The sequence below is a fragment of the Micromonospora arida genome (genome assembly GCF_003857035.1).
In the GTDB taxonomy this organism is placed as follows: Bacteria; Actinomycetota; Actinomycetes; order Mycobacteriales; family Micromonosporaceae; genus Micromonospora; species Micromonospora arida.
In genome coordinates this window covers 1-18,605 of the sequence record NZ_QGSY01000252.1, presented here as the reverse complement: position 1 = coordinate 18,605, position 18,605 = coordinate 1, and the positions used below count along the sequence as shown (strand labels likewise).

Here is an 18,605-nt window from a genome sequence, read left to right as displayed (position 1 = left end):
GTCCCCGTGCCGCTGTCGACGGGGGAACCGGACGCGGCCACGCTGGCCCGCGCGGCCGAGGAGACCGCGGGCACATTGCTCGCGCCGGCGGCCCCGCACCGGCTGGCCGACGTCGTGCCCGCCCCACAGCAGGTCCAGCCGGACCCGACCGCCGACTGGGCGCTCCCGGCCGAAGCGGTCATCGTGTCCAGCGCCGACCCCGCCGCGCTGGCGGTCGCCGAGCAGCTCGCCCAGCTCCTGCGTCCGGCCACCGGCTACCCGCTGCCGGTCACCGACGCCACCACGCCGGAGCCCGCCGGTGGCATCGCGCTGGTGCTCGACGACAGCGCCGACCTCGGCGCGGAGGGTTACAGCGCCGACCTCGGCGCGGAGGGTTACAGCGCCGACCTCGGCGCGGAGGGTTACAGCGCCGACCTCGGCGCGGAGGGCTACCACGTCGACATCGCCACCGACGGGGTACGCATCACGGCCGCCACCGCCGCCGGCCTCTTCTACGGGGTACAGACCCTGCGCCAACTGTTGCCGGCGGCGATCGAGAGCCCCAGCCCGGTCACCGAACGTTGGGCGTTGCCCGGCGGGGCCATCACCGACGCACCCCGGTTCCCCTACCGGGGTGCGATGCTCGACGTCGCGCGGCACTTCTTCGCCGTCGAGGACGTGCTGCGGGTGGTCGACCACCTGGCCCGCTACAAGCTCAACCACCTGCACCTGCACCTCACCGACGACCAGGGCTGGCGGATCGCCGTCGACTCCTGGCCGAAGCTGACCACCGTCGGCGGGACGACCGAGGTCGGCGGCGGCCCCGGCGGGCACTACACGAAGGCCGACTACCAGCGGATCGTCTCCTACGCGGCGGCCCGCCACATCACCGTCGTCCCGGAGATCGACCTCCCGGGGCACACCAACTCGGCGCTGGTCGCGTACCCGGAGCTGGCACCGGACAAGATCGCACCGCCGCCGTACACCGGCATCGAGGTCGGCTTCAGCTACGTCGACCCGGCCGACGAGCGGACGTACGACTTCGTCGCCGACGTGCTGGGCGAGGTGGCCGCGCTCACCCCCGGCCCCTGGCTGCACATCGGCGGCGACGAGGCGTTCAAGGTGAACGGCGAGGTCTACACCGGTTTCGTCGAGCGGGTCCAGCGCATCGTGGCCGACCTCGGCAAGACCGTCGTCGGCTGGCACCAACTCGCACCCGCCGCCCACCTCGACGGGCGGGTCCTGCAGTGGTGGGGCACGAACGGCGAAGACCCCACCACCGTCGACGCCGTACGCCGGGGCGCCCGGCTGATCGTCTCCCCCGGCAACCACGCCTACCTGGACATGAAGTACGCCCCGGACACCCCGATCGGGCACGACTGGGCCGGCCTCATCGACGTACGAAAGGCGTACGACTGGGATCCGGGTACTCACGTCGCCGACGTACCCGCCGAGGCGGTACTCGGTGTGGAGGCCCCGCTCTGGACCGAATCGGTCACCTCGCTGGCCGACATCGAACTCCTGCTCCTGCCCCGCCTCCCGGCCATCGCCGAGTTGGGCTGGTCCACCCGGGCGACCCACAACTGGGCCGACTTCCGCGACCGCCTGGCCGGCCAGGGCCCGCGCTGGACGACGGCCGGGATCACCTTCCACCGCGCGCCCGAGATCCCCTGGCGCACCGCACCGACCATCCCGACACAGCGCAACTTGCCCCAAACCCACACCGCCACGCCCTGATCCCCGGCTCAGCCCGGCCTGCCCAGCGCCCAGCTCCAGGGCAGGCCCGGTGCGTATGGCGCTTCACCCGAGGCCGGCCGCTTCGCGTCACGACCTGACCGCGGACCGGTCCGGGGCGCGCGAACGGCGCAGACCGGCATGATCCACTCGGCTTTCATGAAGTCGGGGCATCCCCGGCACCCGGACACCGCGACTTTCAGGAGCCCGAGTGGATCACACCGCCGTGACCGCCGTGTCGGCTCGGCAGCCCCAAAGGGTGGGTGGTTTGTCGGGTCTGGTGTCGGCTGTCGGGTGGTCGGGGCCACCCCGTCGGCGGAATCGGCGGCCAGGCCAGGTCGTTATACCTGGCAGACCACCGCAACAGCCCAGGTCATTGGCGCGCCGGCCCCGCCGGGAACACCCGCCAGGCCCGCACGGTTACACCCCCCGCACGGCCGAGCACGACAACGGCCGGGCAGGGCAGCGGCCGGGAACACCCGCCAGGCAGCCCCGGTTACACCCCCCGAACGGCCGAGCACCCCAGCCGGCCGATGGGTAGGCGGAATGATCCGCCGCCGGCACCCGTCACACCCTTCCCGACGCCGACCCCCTCGCGGGTCACCGGGCAAGAAGCTTCCCCGCACGTCGCACTGACCCCCGTTGAGTGTCGTGCGGGTTCCCCCGATGCAGAGGAGCACGCCATCATGCGTACCGATCTGATCCGTAAGACCGCCCTGACCGCCGCCGGCCTCGCCTTCACCGGCGGCGCCATCGCCGGCCCCGTCACCACCGCCTTCGCCGCACCCACCGGCAAGCCGGCCACCCAGACCCAGACCGACCGCAAGGGCGGTCATGGTGAGCGCGAACTGGGCGTGCGCTACGAAGCCCAGCCGAACTTCTACTACTGCGGCCCCGCCGCCACCCGAAACGCCCTGAGCGTGCAGGGCAAGAACATCAACGTCGACGACATGGCCAAGGAAATGGGCACCACCGAGGCCGGCACCAACTCCATCAACGACATCACCCCCGTACTGAACAAGGAAACCGGTAAGAACGACGCCTACCGCTCCGTAGAAATCAGCACCCCCGACGCCAACGCCAAGCAGACCGATCAGCTGCGCGCCGACATCATCAAGACCGTCGACGACGGCCGGGCCGTGGTCGCCAACATCGCCGGCACCAGCACCGACACCGACGGCGTCACCCACTCCTACGAGGGCGGGCACTACATCAGCGTCGTCGGCTACCGCGACAACGGCAACATGGTGAAGATCGCCGACTCCGCCAACCCGAACACCGCCTCCTACTGGATCAGCGTCGAGCACCTCGCGGACTGGATCGCCACCCGCGGCTACGCCACCAGCTGACCCAGCCAACGCACACAAGCACACCACGCACACGCCGAAGGGCCGGACCCCACCACGGGGCCCGGCCCTTCGGCATGACCGGGTCACTGTCCATGCGCCCTCGGCAGACTCGAACGAAGTCGAGGGGGCAACGAGCTGACCAGGCCACCCACCCCCGGCAAGCCACTCACCGGACCAGACCACCCGACCACCAGCGGGCCACCGCACCAGCCGCGTCACGGGCCGCGTCACGGGTCCTTTGGAGCTGATGTCGTAGACGAATCAGAGGCATGGCTCGACCGCGCCAAGCTGGTGATTCGTTCACGACATCAGCTCGATAGGGCGCCACACTCATCTGCCCAGCCTCCGCCGCGCAGTGTCGAGGAACGCCTGAGCGCCACTACCGAGGGCGCGGCGGCGACCGGCGCGCCGGCACGGACTGTGGTTCGAGCGCCGCGTTCCGGAGGGACGCTCGCGGACGCCCGACCGGCGAGGGAACTCAGCCGACCAGGGACTCAGCCGCCGGAGTCGTCCATCTCAGCGCCCTCGGGGACCGTGTCGTCGTCCCGGCTGGCCAGCCAGCCCTCCGGCAGGAAGACCTTGCCGGGCGAGTTGGTACGCCCGCGCGGCTGCCCGAGGGCGGTCACCGGGAACGGCTCCGCCGGGTCGAGCTTGCCCAGCAGGTCGTCGAGCTGAGCCAGGCTTTCGATCATCGCCAGCGAGCGCCGCAGCTCGCCGCCGACCGGGAAGCCCTTGAGGTACCAGGCGACGTGCTTGCGGAAGTCGGTGCAGCCGTCCCGTTCACCTCGGGCCGGGTTGCGGGCGCCGGCCGTGAACTGGTCGACCAGCAGTTCGGCGTGCCGGCGCATGGTCACCGCCACCTCGCCGAGGGCGGGCAGCCGCCGCTCCGTCCGACCGTTGAAGGCGGCCTCCAGGTCGGCGAAGAGCCACGGTCGGCCCAGGCAGCCGCGCCCAATGACCACACCGTCCACGCCGGTGTGGGCCACCATGCGCAGCGCGTCGTCGGCCTCCCAGATGTCGCCGTTGCCGAGCACCGGCACGTCGAGGGCCTGCTTCAGGGTGGCGATCGCGTCCCAGTCGGCGGTGCCCGAGTAGCGCTGCGCCGCCGTGCGCCCGTGCAGGGCCACCGCGGCCACGCCGGCCTCCTGGGCGGCCAGCCCGGCTTCGACGTACGTCAGGTGGTCGTCGTCGATGCCCTTGCGCATCTTGACCGTGACCGGCACGCCGGCCGGTGAGGCGGCAGCCACAGCGGCCCGCACGAGTCGCGCGAAGAGCCGGCGCCGCCACGGTAGCGCCGCGCCGCCGCCACGCCGGGTGACCTTGGGGACCGGGCAGCCGAAGTTGAGGTCGATGTGATCGGCCAGGTTGCGCTCGACGACGATCCGCACGGCAGCGGCGGTGATCTCCGGATCGGTGCCGTAGAGCTGGAGACTGCGGGGCTTCTCGTCGTCGCCGAACGCGATCATGCGCAGCGTCTTCGGGTTGCGCTCGACCAGCGCCCGAGTGGTGATCATCTCGCAGACGTAGATGCCGCCGCCCTGCTCGCGACAGAGTCGACGGAACCCGATGTTGGTGATCCCCGCCATCGGCGCGAGCACGACCGGCGGCCACACCTGGTGCTGGCCGAGAGTCAGCGGGCGCAGCGCGGGCACGGTCGAGGCAGTCACCGGACAAGTGTACGGGGCCCCGACCGGCGCTTATCGCGTCGGCCGAGGCCCCGTGCGCAGAGTCTCAGCAGCCGGGGAGACGCTCGATCAGGTAGCGCTCGACCTGGTCCAGGGAGACGCGCTCCTGGGCCATGGTGTCCCGGTTGCGCACCGTCACCGCGTTGTCGTCCAGGGTGTCGAAGTCGACCGTCACACAGAACGGGGTGCCGATCTCGTCCTGTCGGCGGTAGCGACGCCCGATCGCCTGCGAGTCGTCGAACTCCACCACCCAGCGCTTGCGCAGCAGGGTCGCGAGGTCCTTGGCCTTGGGCGACAGCGCCTCGTTGCGGGACAGCGGCAGCACCGCCACCTTGACCGGGGCGAGCCTCGGGTCGAATCGCATCACGGTGCGCTTGTCCACGCCGCCCTTGGTGTTCGGCGCCTCGTCCTCGTCGTACGCCTCCAGCAGGAAGGCGAGCACCGCGCGGGTCAGACCCGCGGCCGGCTCGATGACGTACGGCATCCAGCGCTCACTCTTGCTCTGGTCGAAGTACGACAGGTCGACGCCGGAGTGCTTGCTGTGCGTGGAGAGGTCGAAGTCGGTGCGGTTGGCGACACCCTCCAGCTCGGCGAACTCGGTGCCACCGAACTGGAAGCGGTACTCGATGTCCACCGTCCGCTTCGAGTAGTGCGACAGCTTCTCCTTGGGGTGCTCGAACAGGCGCAGATTGTCCGCCGAGAGGCCGAGGTCGAGGTACCAGTTCCAGCGCTCCTGGAGCCAGTACTCGTGCCACTGCTCATCGGTGCCCGGCTCGACGAAGAACTCCATCTCCATCTGCTCGAACTCGCGGGTCCGGAAGATGAAGTTGCCCGGGGTGATCTCGTTGCGGAACGACTTGCCGGTCTGCGCGATACCGAACGGGGGCTTCTTGCGGGCGACCGTCTCGACGTTCTTGTAGTTGACGAAGATGCCCTGCGCGGTCTCCGGGCGCAGGTAGTGCAGCCCCTCGTCGCTCTCCACCGGGCCCAGGTAGGTCTTCATCAGGCCGTTGAACATCTTCGGCTCGGTGAAGGTGCCCTTGTTGCCGCAGTTGGGGCAGTTCAGCTCGGCCAGTGAGGTCAGCGGCTTGCCGTGCTTCTCGGCGTACGCCTCTTCCAGGTGGTCAGCCCGGAACCGCTTGTGACAGGACTGGCACTCGGTGAGCGGGTCGACGAACTCGGCGATGTGGCCGGACGCCTCCCACACCTTGCGGGACAGGATCACCGCGGAGTCCAGGCCGACGACGTCGTCGCGCTGCTGGACCATGGTCTTCCACCACTGCCGGCGGACGTTTTCCTTGAGCTCCACGCCGAGCGGACCGTAGTCCCACGCCGATCGGGTGCCTCCGTAGATCTCACTGGAGGGGAAGACGAAGCCTCGGCGCTTGGCGAGGCTGACGACGGCATCGATACGGTCGGCTGGCATGTTTCCTCCTACGCCGGCTGGCGGTCGGCGGGGGCGAGATATGGATGGAACGGTCGGTTCGGGACAACGGTACGACCACCGTCGCCCCGAGCCCAGCAGAATACCGGGGACGGGTCAGCTGACCTCGCAGACCTCCACGCCGCCGGTCTGCCCGTCCTGGCCGAGGCTGACCTGTTGCCTCTCCCGGTCGCCGCCGTCGAGGGTCACGTCGACCGGCACGGTCAGGTAGGTGGTGTCCACCTCGCCCACCCGGAACGCGGTCACCTGCGGTTCGGCGGCAGCGCGCCGCTCGAACTCCGGCCGGGACTCACGCCGCTGCGCGTCGTCGCAGAGTTGGTCGTACGCCCGCCCGTAGTTCCGCTCGACCAGCGCCTGGTAGTAGTCGCCGGTCACGGTGCGGGCCTGTTCCCGGATGGCCTGGACTCCGCTGACGGCCAGGCCGACGACGGCGGTGCCACCCCCGCCGCAGCAGAGCACCACGGCGAGCGCGCCGACGCCAAGGCCGATCCAGAGCCGAGTCCGGCGGCCCTCGGTGGGCGGCGCGGCGAACGGCGGAGCCACCCCGGGACCGGGTGGCGGGGCGGGTGCGGTCATAGGAGCAGCGTAGTGTCCGGCGGCTCAGCGGTAAGGACCCGTAGCCCGATCACTCTCGGCGACGACCACGGCCCCGCCCGGGGCGGCGGTGGCCAGCGCCTCGTAGGCGGAGGGTTCGTCGACGGACTCGGCGAGCAGCGGCACGGCGCTGACCTTGACCTCGAAGGCGCCGAGCGCCCGCCGGTACGTGCCGACCGACTCCCATTCGGTGACCAGTGACCAGTGCCGGGGGTCGTCCAGCGCCCGGACCAGTTGGCCGCGCAGGTAGCCGGGCCGTGCGGCCAGCGCGGTGAGGGCGGCGTACGCCCGTTCGGTGAAGCCCTCGGCGGCATCGACGTCGACCACGAACCGGTTGGTCACCAGCACCGGGGGTTCCTCCTCGTAGAGTCTGTGGGATGCAGCGTACGCAGCGCCCTCTGCTCGCCCGGTTGGCCGGGGCGAACCCGACGTCGGTGTTCCTGCTCACCCTGGTGGTGGTGCTGGTGGCGTTCTTCACGCCCGGGGTGATCGGCGGGCTGCTCACGCTCGCGCTCGCCGGGGTCCTGATCGCCCTGTTGGCGACGACCTGGGCGGTTCAGGCACCGCAGACCCGGCTGATCCGACTGGTGATGCTCACCCTGCTGGTGACGGTGGGCCTCGCGAAGCTCCTCTGACATGCAATCATGCGTTTTTGACAATCATTATCGTTGCCACGGACAGTTGACGACATGACCAACCGCGCCACGTACCGTGTCCTGGCCGCCGCGACCGCCCTCCTCGCCCTGGGCGCCGGGGCCGGCTGCTCCACCGGCGGTGCCGCCGGCGCCGACCCCAAGCGAGTCGACGTGGTGGCCGCGTTCTACCCCCTCCAGTTCCTGGCCGAACGGATCGGCGGCGACGCGGTCCGGGTCACCAACCTGGCCAAGCCCGGCGCCGAGCCGCACGACCTGGAACTCAACCCGAGCCAGGTCGGTGAGGTCAGCGACGCGGAGCTGATCGTCTACCTCAAGGGGTTCCAACCGGCGGTGGACGACGCCGTGGCCCAGAACGGCGGCGACCGGGCGTTCGACGTGACCAGCGTGCAGCCACTGTTGGACGCGTCCGCCGGCGGGCACGACCACGAGGGCGAGGAGGGGCACGCCGAGGAGAGCGGCGGCAAGGACCCGCACGTCTGGCTCGACCCGACCCGGCTGGCCGGCATCGGCGACCAGCTCGCCCAGCGCCTCGGCAAGGCCGACCCGGACCACGCCGCCGACTACACCGCCCGAGCGGCTGCCCTGCGCACCGACCTGACGACCCTGGACGGCGAGTTCAAGCACGGTCTGGCGACCTGCCAGCGGCGGGAGATCGTGACCAGCCACGCCGCGTTCGGCTACCTCGCCGACCGCTACCAGCTCGACCAGGTCGGCATCACCGGGCTGAGCCCGGACGTCGAGCCCTCGCCGCAGCGCCTCGCGCACGTGATCGAGGAGGCGAAGGAGCACCAGGCCACCACGATCTTCTTCGAGACCCTGGTCAGCCCGAAGGTGGCCGAGACCATCGCCGGTCAGGTCGGCGCGAAGACCGCCGTACTCGACCCGATCGAAGGGCTCGCCGCCGGCAGCAACGGGGACTACCTTTCGGTGATGCGCACCAACCTGCGGACCCTGCAGACTGCCTTGAGCTGCTCGTGACCTCACCTGTCATCACCGTCGAGCACGGGGTGGTCGGCTACGACGGCCGCCCCGTGCTCCGGGACATCTCGCTCACCGTGACCGCCGGCGAGGTGGTCGCGATCCTCGGCGCCAACGGCTCGGGCAAGTCCACGCTGATCCGCGCCGTGCTCGGGCTGGTGCCGATCAGCGCCGGCTCGGTCACCCTCTTCGACCGGCCGTTGCGCCGGTTCCGGCAGTGGGCACGCATCGGGTACGTCCCGCAGCGCCTGGGCGCCGGCGGCGGCGTACCGGCGACCGTCCGGGAGGTGGTGGCCTCCGGCCGGCTGGCCCGTCGGGGGGTGCTGCGTCCGCCGGGTCGAGCCGACCGGTCCGCCGTCGACGCCGCGCTGGGCGCGGTCGGGCTCGCCGACCGGGCCGGTGATCCGGTGTCCACGCTCTCCGGCGGCCAGCAGCAGCGCACCCTGATCGCCCGCGCCCTGGCCGGCCAGCCGGAGCTGCTGGTTCTCGACGAGCCCACCGCCGGAGTGGACGCGGCAAGCCAGGAGGCGTTCGCCGGCGCGCTGCGCGACTTCGTCGGCGACGGCGGAACGGTGCTTCTCGTCGCCCACGAGCTGGGCCCGCTGCGACCGGTGATCAGCCGGGCCGTCGTCGTTCACGAGGGTCGCATCGCCCACGACGGCGCGGTGCCGGACCCGGCCGGCCATCACGCGGAGCCCGACCACGACCACGTGCACCCGCACTGCTACGACGAGCCCGCCGGGCTGTGGAGCAACTGACCGATGGAACTCTTCCAGTACCCCTACATGCAGCGCGCCCTGATCGGCGCGCTGGTGATCGGCTTGGCCGCGCCGGCGCTCGGCATCTACCTGGTGCAGCGCCGGCTGGCGCTGATCGGCGATGGTGTGGGGCACGTGGCGCTGACCGGCGTCGGGGCGGGACTGCTGCTCAACCGCTCACCGGTGCTGGTCGCGGTGATCGCCGCCACCATCGGCGCGATCGCCATCGAGATCGTCCGGGCCCGTGGGCGTACCTCCGGTGACCTGGCTCTGGCCCTGCTCTTCTACGGCGGCATCGCGGGCGGCGTACTCCTGGTCGGCCTCTCCGACGCGACCAGCGCGAACCTCAACGCCTACCTGTTCGGGTCGCTGACCACCATTTCGCCCGCCGACCTGATCACCATCGCGCTGCTCGGCGCGGCGATCCTGGTCACGATGATCGCGTTGCGGCCGGCGCTCTTCGCGGTCAGTCACGACGAGGAGTACGCCCGGGTCTCCGGCCTGCCGGTCCGCACGCTGAACCTGCTGATCGCGGTCGCCACCGCGGTCACCGTGACCATCGCCATGCGGGCCGTCGGCGTGCTGCTGATCAGCGCGTTGATGGTGGTGCCGGTCGCCACCGCCCAGCAGGTCACCCGGGGCTTCCGCAGCACGATGGCCGCCGCGATGGCTCTCGGTTTCTTCGCCGCAGGCTCGGGTGTCTGGGTGGCGGCCACGGCGGACACCGCACCGGGAGCCTCGGTGGTGCTGGTGGCGATCGCCTCGTTCCTGGTGGTGGCCGTGGCCGGCGCTGTCTGGCGGGCCGTGCGCCGTCGGACGACGCCGACCGCCGCGCCGACACCGGAACCCCACGAGGTCGTGCTGAGCTGAGCCTGGTCAGCGCGGCATCGGTGGTATTGGTTACCGTTGCAGGATGACCAGCGCGACGGGCTACGACGGGTTCGACGGGGCCAGCGAGCTGCTGCGCGCCCTGTCCGCTCCCATTCGGCTGGCCATCGTCAGTGAGCTGGCCGGCGGCGAGCGGTGCGTGCACGAGTTGGTGGAGAAGCTCGGCGCGGCGCAACCACTGGTCTCCCAACACCTGCGGGTGTTGCGCGGAGCGGGCGTGGTGCGCGGCTCCCGCCGCGGCCGGGAAATCGCCTACAGCCTGGTCGACGAGCACGTCGCGCACATCGTGGCGGACGCGGTCAGCCACGCCGGGGAGGGATCATGAGCGAGAGCAGCGCCGCGGTGCGCAACACCCGGCAGCGTTCGGCGGTGAGCGCGCTGCTGGGCGAGATGGAGGGCTTCCACAGCGCCCAGGACCTGCACGCGATGCTGCGGCAGCGAGGCGAGCGGGTCGGCCTGACCACCGTCTACCGCACCCTCCAGGGGCTCGCCGACGCCGGTGAGATCGACGTGATGCGTCCGCCGGGCGGCGAGCACCTCTACCGCCGGTGCAGCGAGGGGCACCACCACCACCTGGTCTGCCGGGTGTGCGGGCGTACGGTCGAGGTGGCCGGCCCGGCCGTGGAGAGCTGGGCCGATCGGGTCGCCGCGCAGCACGGCTACGCCGACGTCAGCCACACCCTGGAAATCTTCGGCACCTGCCCGACCTGCCCGCGCTGACCAGCGTGTAGCCGTGTCAATCCTTGAGTTCCGGCCGGTGCGGCCGGTCGGCAGCGAGACAGCCCTGCTCGACTGGCAGCGCATCCACAACCTGATCATCCCGACCGATCCGCTGTCGGTCGACGAGATCGCCGTCCGCGCGCAGCGGAACATTCTCGAGGTCGCGTACGCCGGCACAGTGCCGGTGGGCTGCTCGACAGTGCGACCCCCGGAGTTCGACAGCGCACCCGGGACGGTGATCGCCCGGGTTCTGCCCGAACACCGACGGCACGGGTACGGCGAGCAGATCTACGAGCGCGGGCTGGCCGCCGTCCGTGAACTCGGCGCGCACGTCGTCCAGACCGTCATTCTGGCGTCCAACGACGACGGCCTGCGGTTCGCCCGCCGGCACGGCTTCGTCGAGATCGAGCGGTACGTCCTGCCCGGCGACACTGTCGCGTTCGTGGACCTCCAGCTCGCCTGATCACGGACGCCGCGAGCGGTGCGGGGCAGACCCGACCCGGCTCCCGGCGGACACCGGTCTCGGCCGGTGCCTGGCACGCTGGCCGGCGGGTGCCGCCCTCAGCCCGTTCGTGGCACGCTGGCCGGCGTGAAAATCTATGCCGATCGGTTTCCGACCGCCGCCCGTCAGTTGCTCACCGACCTGCTCGTCGTCGCCTGGGTGTACGTGGCGATCCGCGGCGCCCTGTGGCTGCACGACCTGGTGCAGAAGCTCGCCGTACCGGGGCAGAAGTTGGAGGGCGCCGGCAGCGGGCTCGCCGACAACCTCGCTGAGGCCGGCAGCAAGGTCCGCCGGGTGCCGCTTGTCGGTGACGAACTCACCGCGCCGTTCCGGCAGGCCGCCGACGCCGCCCGAGGGCTCGCCGACGCCGGCCGCGACCAGCAGCACCTCGTCGACCAGCTCGCCCTGGCTCTCGCCGTCGCGGTGCTGATCTTCCCGCTCGGCATCGTGCTGTTCGGTTGGCTGCCGTTGCGGGTCCGCTGGATGCGCCGGGCCGGATCGGCGGCGAAGCTGGCCACCGGGCCGGCCGGGCGCGACCTGCTCGCCCTGCGCGCTCTGGCCACCCAACCACTGGGCCAGCTGACCCGGATCGGCCCCGACGTCGCCGAGGCGTGGCGGCGCGGCGACGGCGCGACAGTCGACGCGCTGGCCGCCCTGGAGCTACGCCAGCTCGGCCTGCGCAGCCGGAGCAGCTGAGGTCTCGTGAGTACAGGTCGCGCCCGCGCCCGCGCCCGCGCCCGCGCCCGCGCCATGATCCCGCGCCACCGCCATGATCAAGTGATGAGAAGTAGGTCTCCACGCCGCCTCCGACCTACTTCTCATCACTTGATCATGAGGACTGTGGCGTCGTCGACGCGCCCGTGGACACCCTGACGCGCGCTGCGCCAACTCGGCCTGCGCGGCCGGGGCCGCTAAAGTCGTCGGGTGTTCTACTTCCTCGTCGTCATCGCCGTCCTGCTGCTCGGCTACGCCGCCGTCCTGGTCTCCTTCCTCCGCCGGGGCAAGAAGATCCCACCCGCGGCGTACCTGGCCCTGGCCGGGCTCAACGGTCTGATCCTGGCGGGAGTGCTGGCCTGGGCGGTCTCCCGCTGACCGACGTGGGGAGCCCACGGCACCAGCGCCGGCACGGCGGCGAGCCCACACGGCGCCGCCCAGACAGCGACAGACCCACCCGGCGGCGAGGCCGCACGACAGGGCTCAGGGCTTTGGCGGGATGCGGCGGCGGACGTCCTCGGAGGTGGACGGGCCGGGCGACCAGCGGGCCACCCAGGGCAGCTCCTCGGACGGGGTGAGCACGCCCTCCTCCAGGCCTGCGTAGCGGCCGGCGAGGATGCGCTTCGCGGCGGCGGTGTCGACCGAGTCGGTGTTGTCCCAGAGTGCGGCGAACAGGGCGTCCACCCGCACCCGCGCCTGCCGGCAGAACAGGTCGGCCAGCTCGACGTTCTCCGGGCGGCTGTCCCGTTCGGCGGAGGCCCGGACGCAGACCGCGGACATCGCGAACAACTCGGCGCCGATGTCCACCACCCGGCCGAGGAACGCCTGCTTACGCTCCATCTTTCCCTGCCAGCGGGACATCGCGTAGAACGTCGAACGGGCCAGCTTGCGCGACGAACGTTCCACCTGGCGCAGGTGCGCGGCGAGCGGGCCGAACTCGGCGTACGCCGAAGGGCTCTGCCCCCGACCGACGGCGAGGGTGGGCAGCCACTTCGCGTAGAAGGCGCCCGCTCGCGCGCCGGCTCGGGCCTTGCGGCCCAGCCCCGCGTCCGGGTCGATGATGTCGCCGGCCACCGACAGGTGGGCGTCGACCGCCTCCCGCGCGATCAGCAGGTGCATGATCTCGGTGGAGCCCTCGAAGATCCGGTTGATCCGCAGGTCGCGCAGCATCTGCTCGACGGCGGCCGGGCGTTCGCCGCGGGCGGCCAGTGAGTCGGCCGTCTCGTAGCCGCGCCCGCCCCGGATCTGGATCAGCTCGTCGGCGATCTTCCAGGCCATCTCGCTGGCGTACAGCTTGACCAGTGCCGCCTCGATCCGGATGTCGTTGCGGTCGTCGTCGGCGAGCAGGCAGCAGAGGTCGAGCATCGTCTCCATGCCGTACGTGGTGGCGGCGATGAAGGAGAGCTTCTGCGCGACCGCCTCGTGCTCACCCACCGGCCGTCCCCACTGGACCCGGTCGGCGGCCCACCCCCGGGCCACGTTCAACGCCCACTTGCCGGCGCCCACGCACATGGCCGGCAGCGAGAGCCGGCCGGTGTTCAGAGTGGTCAGGGCGATCTTCAGCCCCTTGCCCTCGCCACCGATGACGTTCTCGGCGGGGACGATCACGTCGTGGAACCGGGTCAGGCTGTTCTCCAGCCCGCGCAGGCCGATGAACTCGTTGCGCCGCTCGACAGTGATGCCGGGGCTGTCGCCGTCCACCACGAACGCGGTGATGCCGCCCCGACGTCCCTCGGTGGCCGGCACCCGGGCCATCACCACCAGCAGGGTGGCCACGATGCCGTTGGTGGCCCACAGCTTCACACCGTTGAGCCGGTAACCGGTGCCGTCCTCGGTCGGCTCCGCGATGGTGGCCAGCCGGGCCGGGTCGGAGCCGACGTCCGGCTCGGTGAGCAGAAACGCGGACACCTCGCCGGCGGCGAGCCGGGGCAGGAAGCGTTGCTTCTGCTCGGCGGTGCCGAACATCTTCAGTGGCTGCGGCACCCCGATCGACTGGTGCGCCGAGAGCAGCGCGCCGATGGCCGGGCTGACCGAGCCGGCCAGCATGAGCGCCCGGCAGTAGTGCAGGTTGCTCAGACCGAGCCCGCCGTACTTGCGGTCGATCTTCATGCCGAACGCGCCGAGGTCGGCCAGGCCGTGGAACACCGAGTCGGGTATCGACGCGTCCCGCTCGATGGCCTCACCATCAACCTCGGAGGTCAGGAAGGCGCGGAACCGACCAAGGAACTCCTCCGCGCGAGCCACGTCGTCCGGATCGGATCGGGGCCACGGGTCGATCAGGTCGAGCCGGAACCGGCCGAGGAACAACTCCTTGCCGAAGCTGGGTCGGTCCCACGTGGACTCTCGGGCGGCCTCGGCGACCTGCCGGGCCTCCTTCTCGGTGACCTGCCCGGCTTCCGCGGGCAGCGGCGCGGCGGCGCCGGCGGTGGTTTCGGAGTCGGGGCCGTCCGGTGCCGGTCGGCCATCCTGCGTCGTGGTCACGGCTGCCCCCTCGAAGCTCGATGCGGCTACCGCCACGCTACCCCCGGTTGTTACCCAGGGGTAGCGCTGCGTGAAGATCGACGCGGTCAGCGACCCTCGATGGTGTCCGGGTCGTCGTCATCGTCGTCGATGTCGTCCTCACCCCAGCTGCGTCGGGCGAACGGCAGGGCCACCCAGAACGTGAGGAACCAGATTCCGGTCAGGGCGCTGAGCACGAAGGCGATCGGCCGGTCCAACACGAAGTCGGTGATCAGCAGCACCGCACTGACCATCGCGATCAGCATGAAGGCGAGGCCGCCGGTCGCCATCCGGTGCGCGAAGCGGACCAGCTCCGGTTTGCGCCCCTGCCGGAACAGCGCCCGGTGGAACGCCACCGGCGAGATGATCATCGCCGTGGCGGCGGCTGCCGCGAGCAACGCCACGATGTAGACGTCGCGTTGGAACTCGGTGGTCTCGGTGAACCCGTTACTGAACGGCAGGGTGAGCAGGAAGGCGAAGAGGATCTGCACGCCGGTCTGGGCGACCCGCAACTCCTGCAGCAGGTCGGCGAAGTTGCGCTGCCAGCGCTGCTTCTCGGTCTCCTTGGACACGCGCTACCTCCGGTGAGACGCTACTGCCGGCGGTCCCGGCCGCCGGCAGCAACGCCAATGCCCCACCCGGCCGAGCGCGAAACAGCTTCACGACACCGGCCGTTCATCTCGGCGACGCAGATCGGCCGCCAGCACCGTGTCAGGACCCGCGTCGGATACGGCCCGCGTACCGCGCTTCCAGCTCGTTGTTGTGCGCGTCGCCGTCCGGGATGTTCGCCGACAGGTAGACCGGGGGCCGCTCCCCCGCCGCCAGCAACCGCGCCACCACCTCCACGGTCACCTGCTGCGCCAGCAGCGCCGCAGTGATCGAGGAGACCGCGCCGACCGCGCCGCCGCCGGGCAGGGGCAGCGTCGCGTCGCCGTACGGCGCGCCGTTGTCGAGCACCACGTCGGCGAGGTCGCTCAGCTTGCGCCCGGACGGGTGCCGGGAGGCCATCCGGCCGGAGTGCCGCGCCGAGGTGATCGCGACCAACCCGTGGCCGTGTTCCTTCACCAGCGTGGCGAACTCCACCATCGCGCCGTTGACCCCGGAGTTCGAGGCGAGCACGAAGACGTCGGTGGGGCGCACCGGGGCCAGCTCGTAGAGGCGGTGCGCGACGGCCGGGTCCCGTTCCAGCAGCGGGCCCAGCCGGTCGGCCGGTTCGCCGCCAAGCAGCACCAGGTCGCGTAGCGCGATCCGATTGGTCGGCACCAGACCGCCGGCTCGGCCGGCGATCTCCATGGCGAGGGCCTCCGAGTGCCCGGTGCCGAACGCGTGCACCACGCCGTCGGCTCGGACGGCCTCGGCGATCAGGTCGGCGGCCCGCCCCACCGCCTCCCGCTGACTGGCGGCCACCCGGCCGATCGTCTCGGTCACCACGGCCAGGTAGTCCTCGGCACTCACCGTCATGCGTCCTCCGTCGTTCGATTACGAGCCAGCCAGCGAACCGCGAAGTCGACCGCCGCCCGCTGGCGCATCAACCGGCCGATCCCGGTGCCGACCGGTGCGGTGCGTACCGCTCCGGTGGCCTCCAGGTCCTCGCCCAACGCGGCGAAGTCGTCCGCGTCGAGTCGTACGTCCTGCCACCACACCCACTCCCGACCACCGTCGGCGGTACGCACGGCGGCACCGATCCGCTCCCGGGGCGAGCCGGGGCGGCGGTATTCGGCCAGGTGCAGCGATGTGCTCGCGGAGTGGCCGACACCCAGCAGCAACACGTCGGCGTCCAGGTCGTAGAGGCGGGCCAGTGGGGAGCCCTCGCCGAGCATGTCGGCCAGGGTGTGCCCGGCCACCACCTGCTCGGCGGCCGGCCCGAGCGCGGCGAACGACACCTGGGGATGCGAGCTGCGCAGAGCGCCGGGCCAGCCGCGGACCGTCTCGGCGAGCGCCCCCATGAACCGGCTCGGGGTGACCGCCGGGTCGAACCCGGGCATCTCCGAGCGGATCAGCGGCCACCAGTCCGCCGGCACCGGCGGGTTGCGCCACTGGGCGGGATCGCTGTTCTCCGGTGTGTGGGTGGGCACGACGATCGTGCCGTCCGGACCGAGCGCGTCACGCAGGGCGAGCACCACCGCCTGCGGCCCGCCGCTGATGAATCCCAGCGGACGGAGGCCGGCGTGCACCAGCAGCGTCGCGCCGGGGCGTACGCCCAGCACGCGCAGCTGCGCGGCGATCGACCGGCGGCTGCCCGGCCCGCTGGCGTCCGTCGTCACGATGACCCTCCCCCGGTGACCCACACGACTCAGGCCGTTCCGCCGGCTCGGGCCAGGATCGCCTCGGCGAGCGGGCCCGGGGCCGCGTCCGGGATCCAGTGGCTCACTCCGGCCAGTTGCACGAAGCGGTAGTCCCCGGTGACGTTCGCCGCACACGCCTCGGCGGCGGTCCGGCCGATGGCGATGTCCCGGTCACTCCAGACGTACGTGGTGGGCACCGCGACCGGGCCGACGGCGGCCAGGTCGGCGCGGGACATCGCCCGGTACCAGTTCAGCGCGGCCGTGAGCGCACCCGGCTCGCGCATCGGGTCGGCGTACCGGTTCACCCGGGCCGCGTCGCCCACCCCGCCGAGCATCTTGCGCAGCGCCGTCGCGTTGAACGCCAGCAGCACCTTCTCCGCCTTGTCCGGCTTACGGAACAGCGCGATGTACGACGACCGGGCCTTCTGTTGGCTGTCGTTGGCCAGGGCGTGCGCCATGGCCGCCGGATGCGGTACGGACACCGCGGTCAGCGTGTGCACCCGCTCGGGGTGCCCGGCGGCGACCGCCCAGGCCACGATCGCGCCCCAGTCGTGGCCGACCAGGTGCACGGCATCCAACCCGAGGGCGTCGAGCACCGCCACCACATCGGCGACCAGTTCGGGGATCCGGTAGTCGGCCACCGCCGTGGGCCGAGCGCCGGGTGAGTAACCGCGCTGGTCCAGCGCGTACGTGCGCAGCCCACCCGCGTGCAGCGCCGGCACCACGTCGTCCCACTCGCCACTGTGCTGAGGGAAACCGTGCAGCAACAGGACGGGTACGCCGTCCGTCGGACCGCCGACGGTCACCTCGAATGTGAAGCCTCGCGCGTCAACCCGCATGATCGGAAGCGTACCCAGCCGGCGGTGGGCCGGTCGCTCCCGCAGGTCAGGCGGATGCCCTGCTGGGCCCGCGACCGTGGTCGGTGTTAGCGTCAGCGAGACAACTTCATATCCGACAGGGGAGCGCACAGCGCTGAGAGTGCGGGCACGCCCGCAGACCCTCGAACCTGATCTGGGTAATGCCAGCGCAGGGAGTTCGGTCGACCTCCAGCCGCGCCGCAGTCCGGTGCCACCGGACGCGGCGTGCGTCTTCTCCTGGTTCGCACTCACGAACTGGGAGCAACACATGAAATCCACCCCCGACACACACCGTTGGCGCACCATCGACATCGTGGTCGCCTCGGTGATCGCGGTCGCCTTCGGCGTCATCTTCTGGGCCTGGGGCCTGGTCTGGAGCGCCACCGAGGGCGCGTTCGCCTTCTTCCCGCCGGCGCAGACGCTGCTCTACGGCGTCTGGCTGATGCCGGCGGTGATCGGTGGGCTGGTCATCCGCAAGCCCGGCGCCGCGCTCTACTGCGAGACCGTGGCCGCGGTCCTGTCCGCGCTGCTGGGCAGCCAGTGGGCCGGCACGGTGATCCCGCAGGGCATCGTGCAGGGCATCGGCGCCGAGCTGGCCTTTGCCGCCTTCCGGTACCGGTCGTTCCGGCTGCCGACCGCGGTGTTCGCGGGCGCGCTGACCGGCCTCAGCGCCGCGCTGTTCGACTTCTTCGTCTGGAACGTCGACTACGCGCTGACCGATTACCGCATCCCGTACGCGCTGCTCACCATCGTCAGCGCCACCGTGATCGCCGGCCTGGGCGGCTGGCTGCTCACGAAGGCCCTGGCCAACACCGGCGTCCTGGACCGCTTCCCCGCAGGCCGAAGCCGAGCCCTGATCTAACCCACACCCACTCGCGTCGATCATGAGGTTGACGGGCGGATGGATCTTCATAACCACCGTCAACCTCATGATCGACCGTGCAGGGTTGAGCGGGGGTGGGG

21 protein-coding genes and 1 riboswitch are annotated in these 18,605 nt (G+C 71.4%); of the genes, 12 read left to right on the top strand and 9 right to left on the bottom strand.

Annotation, left to right across the window (positions count from 1 at the left end):
- Positions 1-6 precede the first annotated feature (6 nt).
- A complete protein-coding gene (locus DLJ58_RS25425) occupies positions 7-1,716 on the top strand; it encodes a beta-N-acetylhexosaminidase (RefSeq protein ID WP_244219121.1) in 1,710 nt (569 codons plus the stop codon).
- Positions 1,717-2,399: 683 nt separating this feature from the next.
- Positions 2,400-3,062, top strand: a complete 663-nt coding sequence (locus DLJ58_RS25420) for a C39 family peptidase (protein ID WP_124859971.1) — start codon at positions 2,400-2,402, stop codon at positions 3,060-3,062.
- Positions 3,063-3,556: 494 nt separating this feature from the next.
- Here the strand turns inward: DLJ58_RS25420 and dusB are convergent, their stop codons facing one another.
- The 4 genes from dusB to DLJ58_RS25400 all read right to left on the bottom strand — a co-directional run bounded on the left by dusB (position 3,557) and on the right by DLJ58_RS25400 (position 7,133).
- Positions 3,557-4,729 carry a tRNA dihydrouridine synthase DusB gene (gene dusB, locus DLJ58_RS25415; protein ID WP_124859969.1) on the bottom strand — a complete coding sequence of 391 codons (1,173 nt, stop codon included), beginning with the start codon at positions 4,727-4,729 and terminating at the stop codon, positions 3,557-3,559.
- Between the two features lie 64 nt (positions 4,730-4,793).
- On the bottom strand, positions 4,794-6,173 hold the full coding sequence (locus tag DLJ58_RS25410) for a glycine--tRNA ligase (RefSeq protein ID WP_124859967.1): 1,380 nt from the start codon (positions 6,171-6,173) through the stop codon (positions 4,794-4,796).
- A 114-nt stretch (positions 6,174-6,287) separates the two neighbouring features.
- On the bottom strand, positions 6,288-6,767 hold the full coding sequence (locus DLJ58_RS25405) for a hypothetical protein (protein ID WP_112589144.1): 480 nt from the start codon (positions 6,765-6,767) through the stop codon (positions 6,288-6,290).
- Positions 6,768-6,791: 24 nt separating this feature from the next.
- On the bottom strand, positions 6,792-7,133 hold the full coding sequence (locus tag DLJ58_RS25400) for an antibiotic biosynthesis monooxygenase family protein (protein ID WP_124859965.1): 342 nt from the start codon (positions 7,131-7,133) through the stop codon (positions 6,792-6,794).
- Positions 7,134-7,162: 29 nt separating this feature from the next.
- Here DLJ58_RS25400 and DLJ58_RS25395 point away from each other — a divergent pair, with 29 nt between their 5' ends.
- From DLJ58_RS25395 to DLJ58_RS34130, 9 genes are all read left to right on the top strand, one after another.
- A complete protein-coding gene (locus DLJ58_RS25395) occupies positions 7,163-7,420 on the top strand; it encodes a hypothetical protein (RefSeq protein WP_030338196.1) in 258 nt (85 codons plus the stop codon).
- A gap of 54 nt (positions 7,421-7,474) precedes the next feature.
- Positions 7,475-8,419 carry a metal ABC transporter substrate-binding protein gene (locus tag DLJ58_RS25390; RefSeq protein ID WP_124859963.1) on the top strand — a complete coding sequence of 315 codons (945 nt, stop codon included), beginning with the start codon at positions 7,475-7,477 and terminating at the stop codon, positions 8,417-8,419.
- Positions 8,416-9,177, top strand: coding sequence for a metal ABC transporter ATP-binding protein (locus DLJ58_RS25385; protein ID WP_091409689.1), 762 nt, complete (start codon positions 8,416-8,418; stop codon positions 9,175-9,177). Before DLJ58_RS25390 ends, DLJ58_RS25385 begins: the two co-directional genes overlap by 4 nt.
- A gap of 3 nt (positions 9,178-9,180) precedes the next feature.
- Positions 9,181-10,047, top strand: coding sequence for a metal ABC transporter permease (locus tag DLJ58_RS25380; RefSeq protein WP_124859961.1), 867 nt, complete (start codon positions 9,181-9,183; stop codon positions 10,045-10,047).
- A 43-nt stretch (positions 10,048-10,090) separates the two neighbouring features.
- Positions 10,091-10,390, top strand: coding sequence for an ArsR/SmtB family transcription factor (locus DLJ58_RS25375; protein WP_030338189.1), 300 nt, complete (start codon positions 10,091-10,093; stop codon positions 10,388-10,390).
- Positions 10,387-10,785: a Fur family transcriptional regulator gene (locus tag DLJ58_RS25370; RefSeq protein WP_091409697.1), complete on the top strand. Its 399-nt coding sequence runs from the start codon at positions 10,387-10,389 to the stop codon at positions 10,783-10,785. The genes DLJ58_RS25375 and DLJ58_RS25370 overlap by 4 nt, the downstream gene beginning before the upstream one ends.
- A 13-nt stretch (positions 10,786-10,798) precedes the next feature.
- Positions 10,799-11,248: a GNAT family N-acetyltransferase gene (locus DLJ58_RS25365; RefSeq protein WP_124859959.1), complete on the top strand. Its 450-nt coding sequence runs from the start codon at positions 10,799-10,801 to the stop codon at positions 11,246-11,248.
- Between the two features lie 126 nt (positions 11,249-11,374).
- Positions 11,375-11,983, top strand: a complete 609-nt coding sequence (locus DLJ58_RS25360; protein WP_124859957.1) for a hypothetical protein — start codon at positions 11,375-11,377, stop codon at positions 11,981-11,983.
- Between the two features lie 228 nt (positions 11,984-12,211).
- Positions 12,212-12,379 carry a hypothetical protein gene (locus DLJ58_RS34130; RefSeq protein ID WP_167493739.1) on the top strand — a complete coding sequence of 56 codons (168 nt, stop codon included), beginning with the start codon at positions 12,212-12,214 and terminating at the stop codon, positions 12,377-12,379.
- 105 nt (positions 12,380-12,484) lie between these two features.
- Here the strand turns inward: DLJ58_RS34130 and DLJ58_RS25355 are convergent, their stop codons facing one another.
- From DLJ58_RS25355 to DLJ58_RS25335, 5 genes are all read right to left on the bottom strand, one after another.
- Positions 12,485-14,482: an acyl-CoA dehydrogenase family protein gene (locus DLJ58_RS25355; RefSeq protein ID WP_124859955.1), complete on the bottom strand. Its 1,998-nt coding sequence runs from the start codon at positions 14,480-14,482 to the stop codon at positions 12,485-12,487.
- Positions 14,483-14,568: 86 nt separating this feature from the next.
- Positions 14,569-15,072 carry a DUF6328 family protein gene (locus DLJ58_RS25350; protein ID WP_124859953.1) on the bottom strand — a complete coding sequence of 168 codons (504 nt, stop codon included), beginning with the start codon at positions 15,070-15,072 and terminating at the stop codon, positions 14,569-14,571.
- Between the two features lie 139 nt (positions 15,073-15,211).
- The gene (locus DLJ58_RS25345) at positions 15,212-15,961 is read right to left on the bottom strand and encodes a sugar isomerase domain-containing protein (RefSeq protein ID WP_091409712.1); all 750 of its coding nucleotides are present in this window, start codon (positions 15,959-15,961) and stop codon (positions 15,212-15,214) included.
- Complete coding sequence (locus DLJ58_RS25340; protein WP_124859951.1) at positions 15,958-16,764, bottom strand: AAC(3) family N-acetyltransferase; 807 nt, start codon at positions 16,762-16,764, stop codon at positions 15,958-15,960. The genes DLJ58_RS25345 and DLJ58_RS25340 overlap by 4 nt, the downstream gene beginning before the upstream one ends.
- Positions 16,765-16,793: 29 nt before the next feature.
- Entirely contained in the window at positions 16,794-17,624 is an 831-nt protein-coding gene (locus DLJ58_RS25335) for an alpha/beta fold hydrolase (RefSeq protein ID WP_124859949.1), read from the bottom strand.
- A 107-nt stretch (positions 17,625-17,731) separates the two neighbouring features.
- Positions 17,732-17,836, top strand: a riboswitch (TPP riboswitch).
- A 74-nt stretch (positions 17,837-17,910) separates the two neighbouring features.
- Here DLJ58_RS25335 and DLJ58_RS25330 point away from each other — a divergent pair.
- Positions 17,911-18,504, top strand: a complete 594-nt coding sequence (locus DLJ58_RS25330; protein WP_124859948.1) for an ECF transporter S component — start codon at positions 17,911-17,913, stop codon at positions 18,502-18,504.
- The last annotated feature ends 101 nt before the right edge of the window (positions 18,505-18,605 follow it).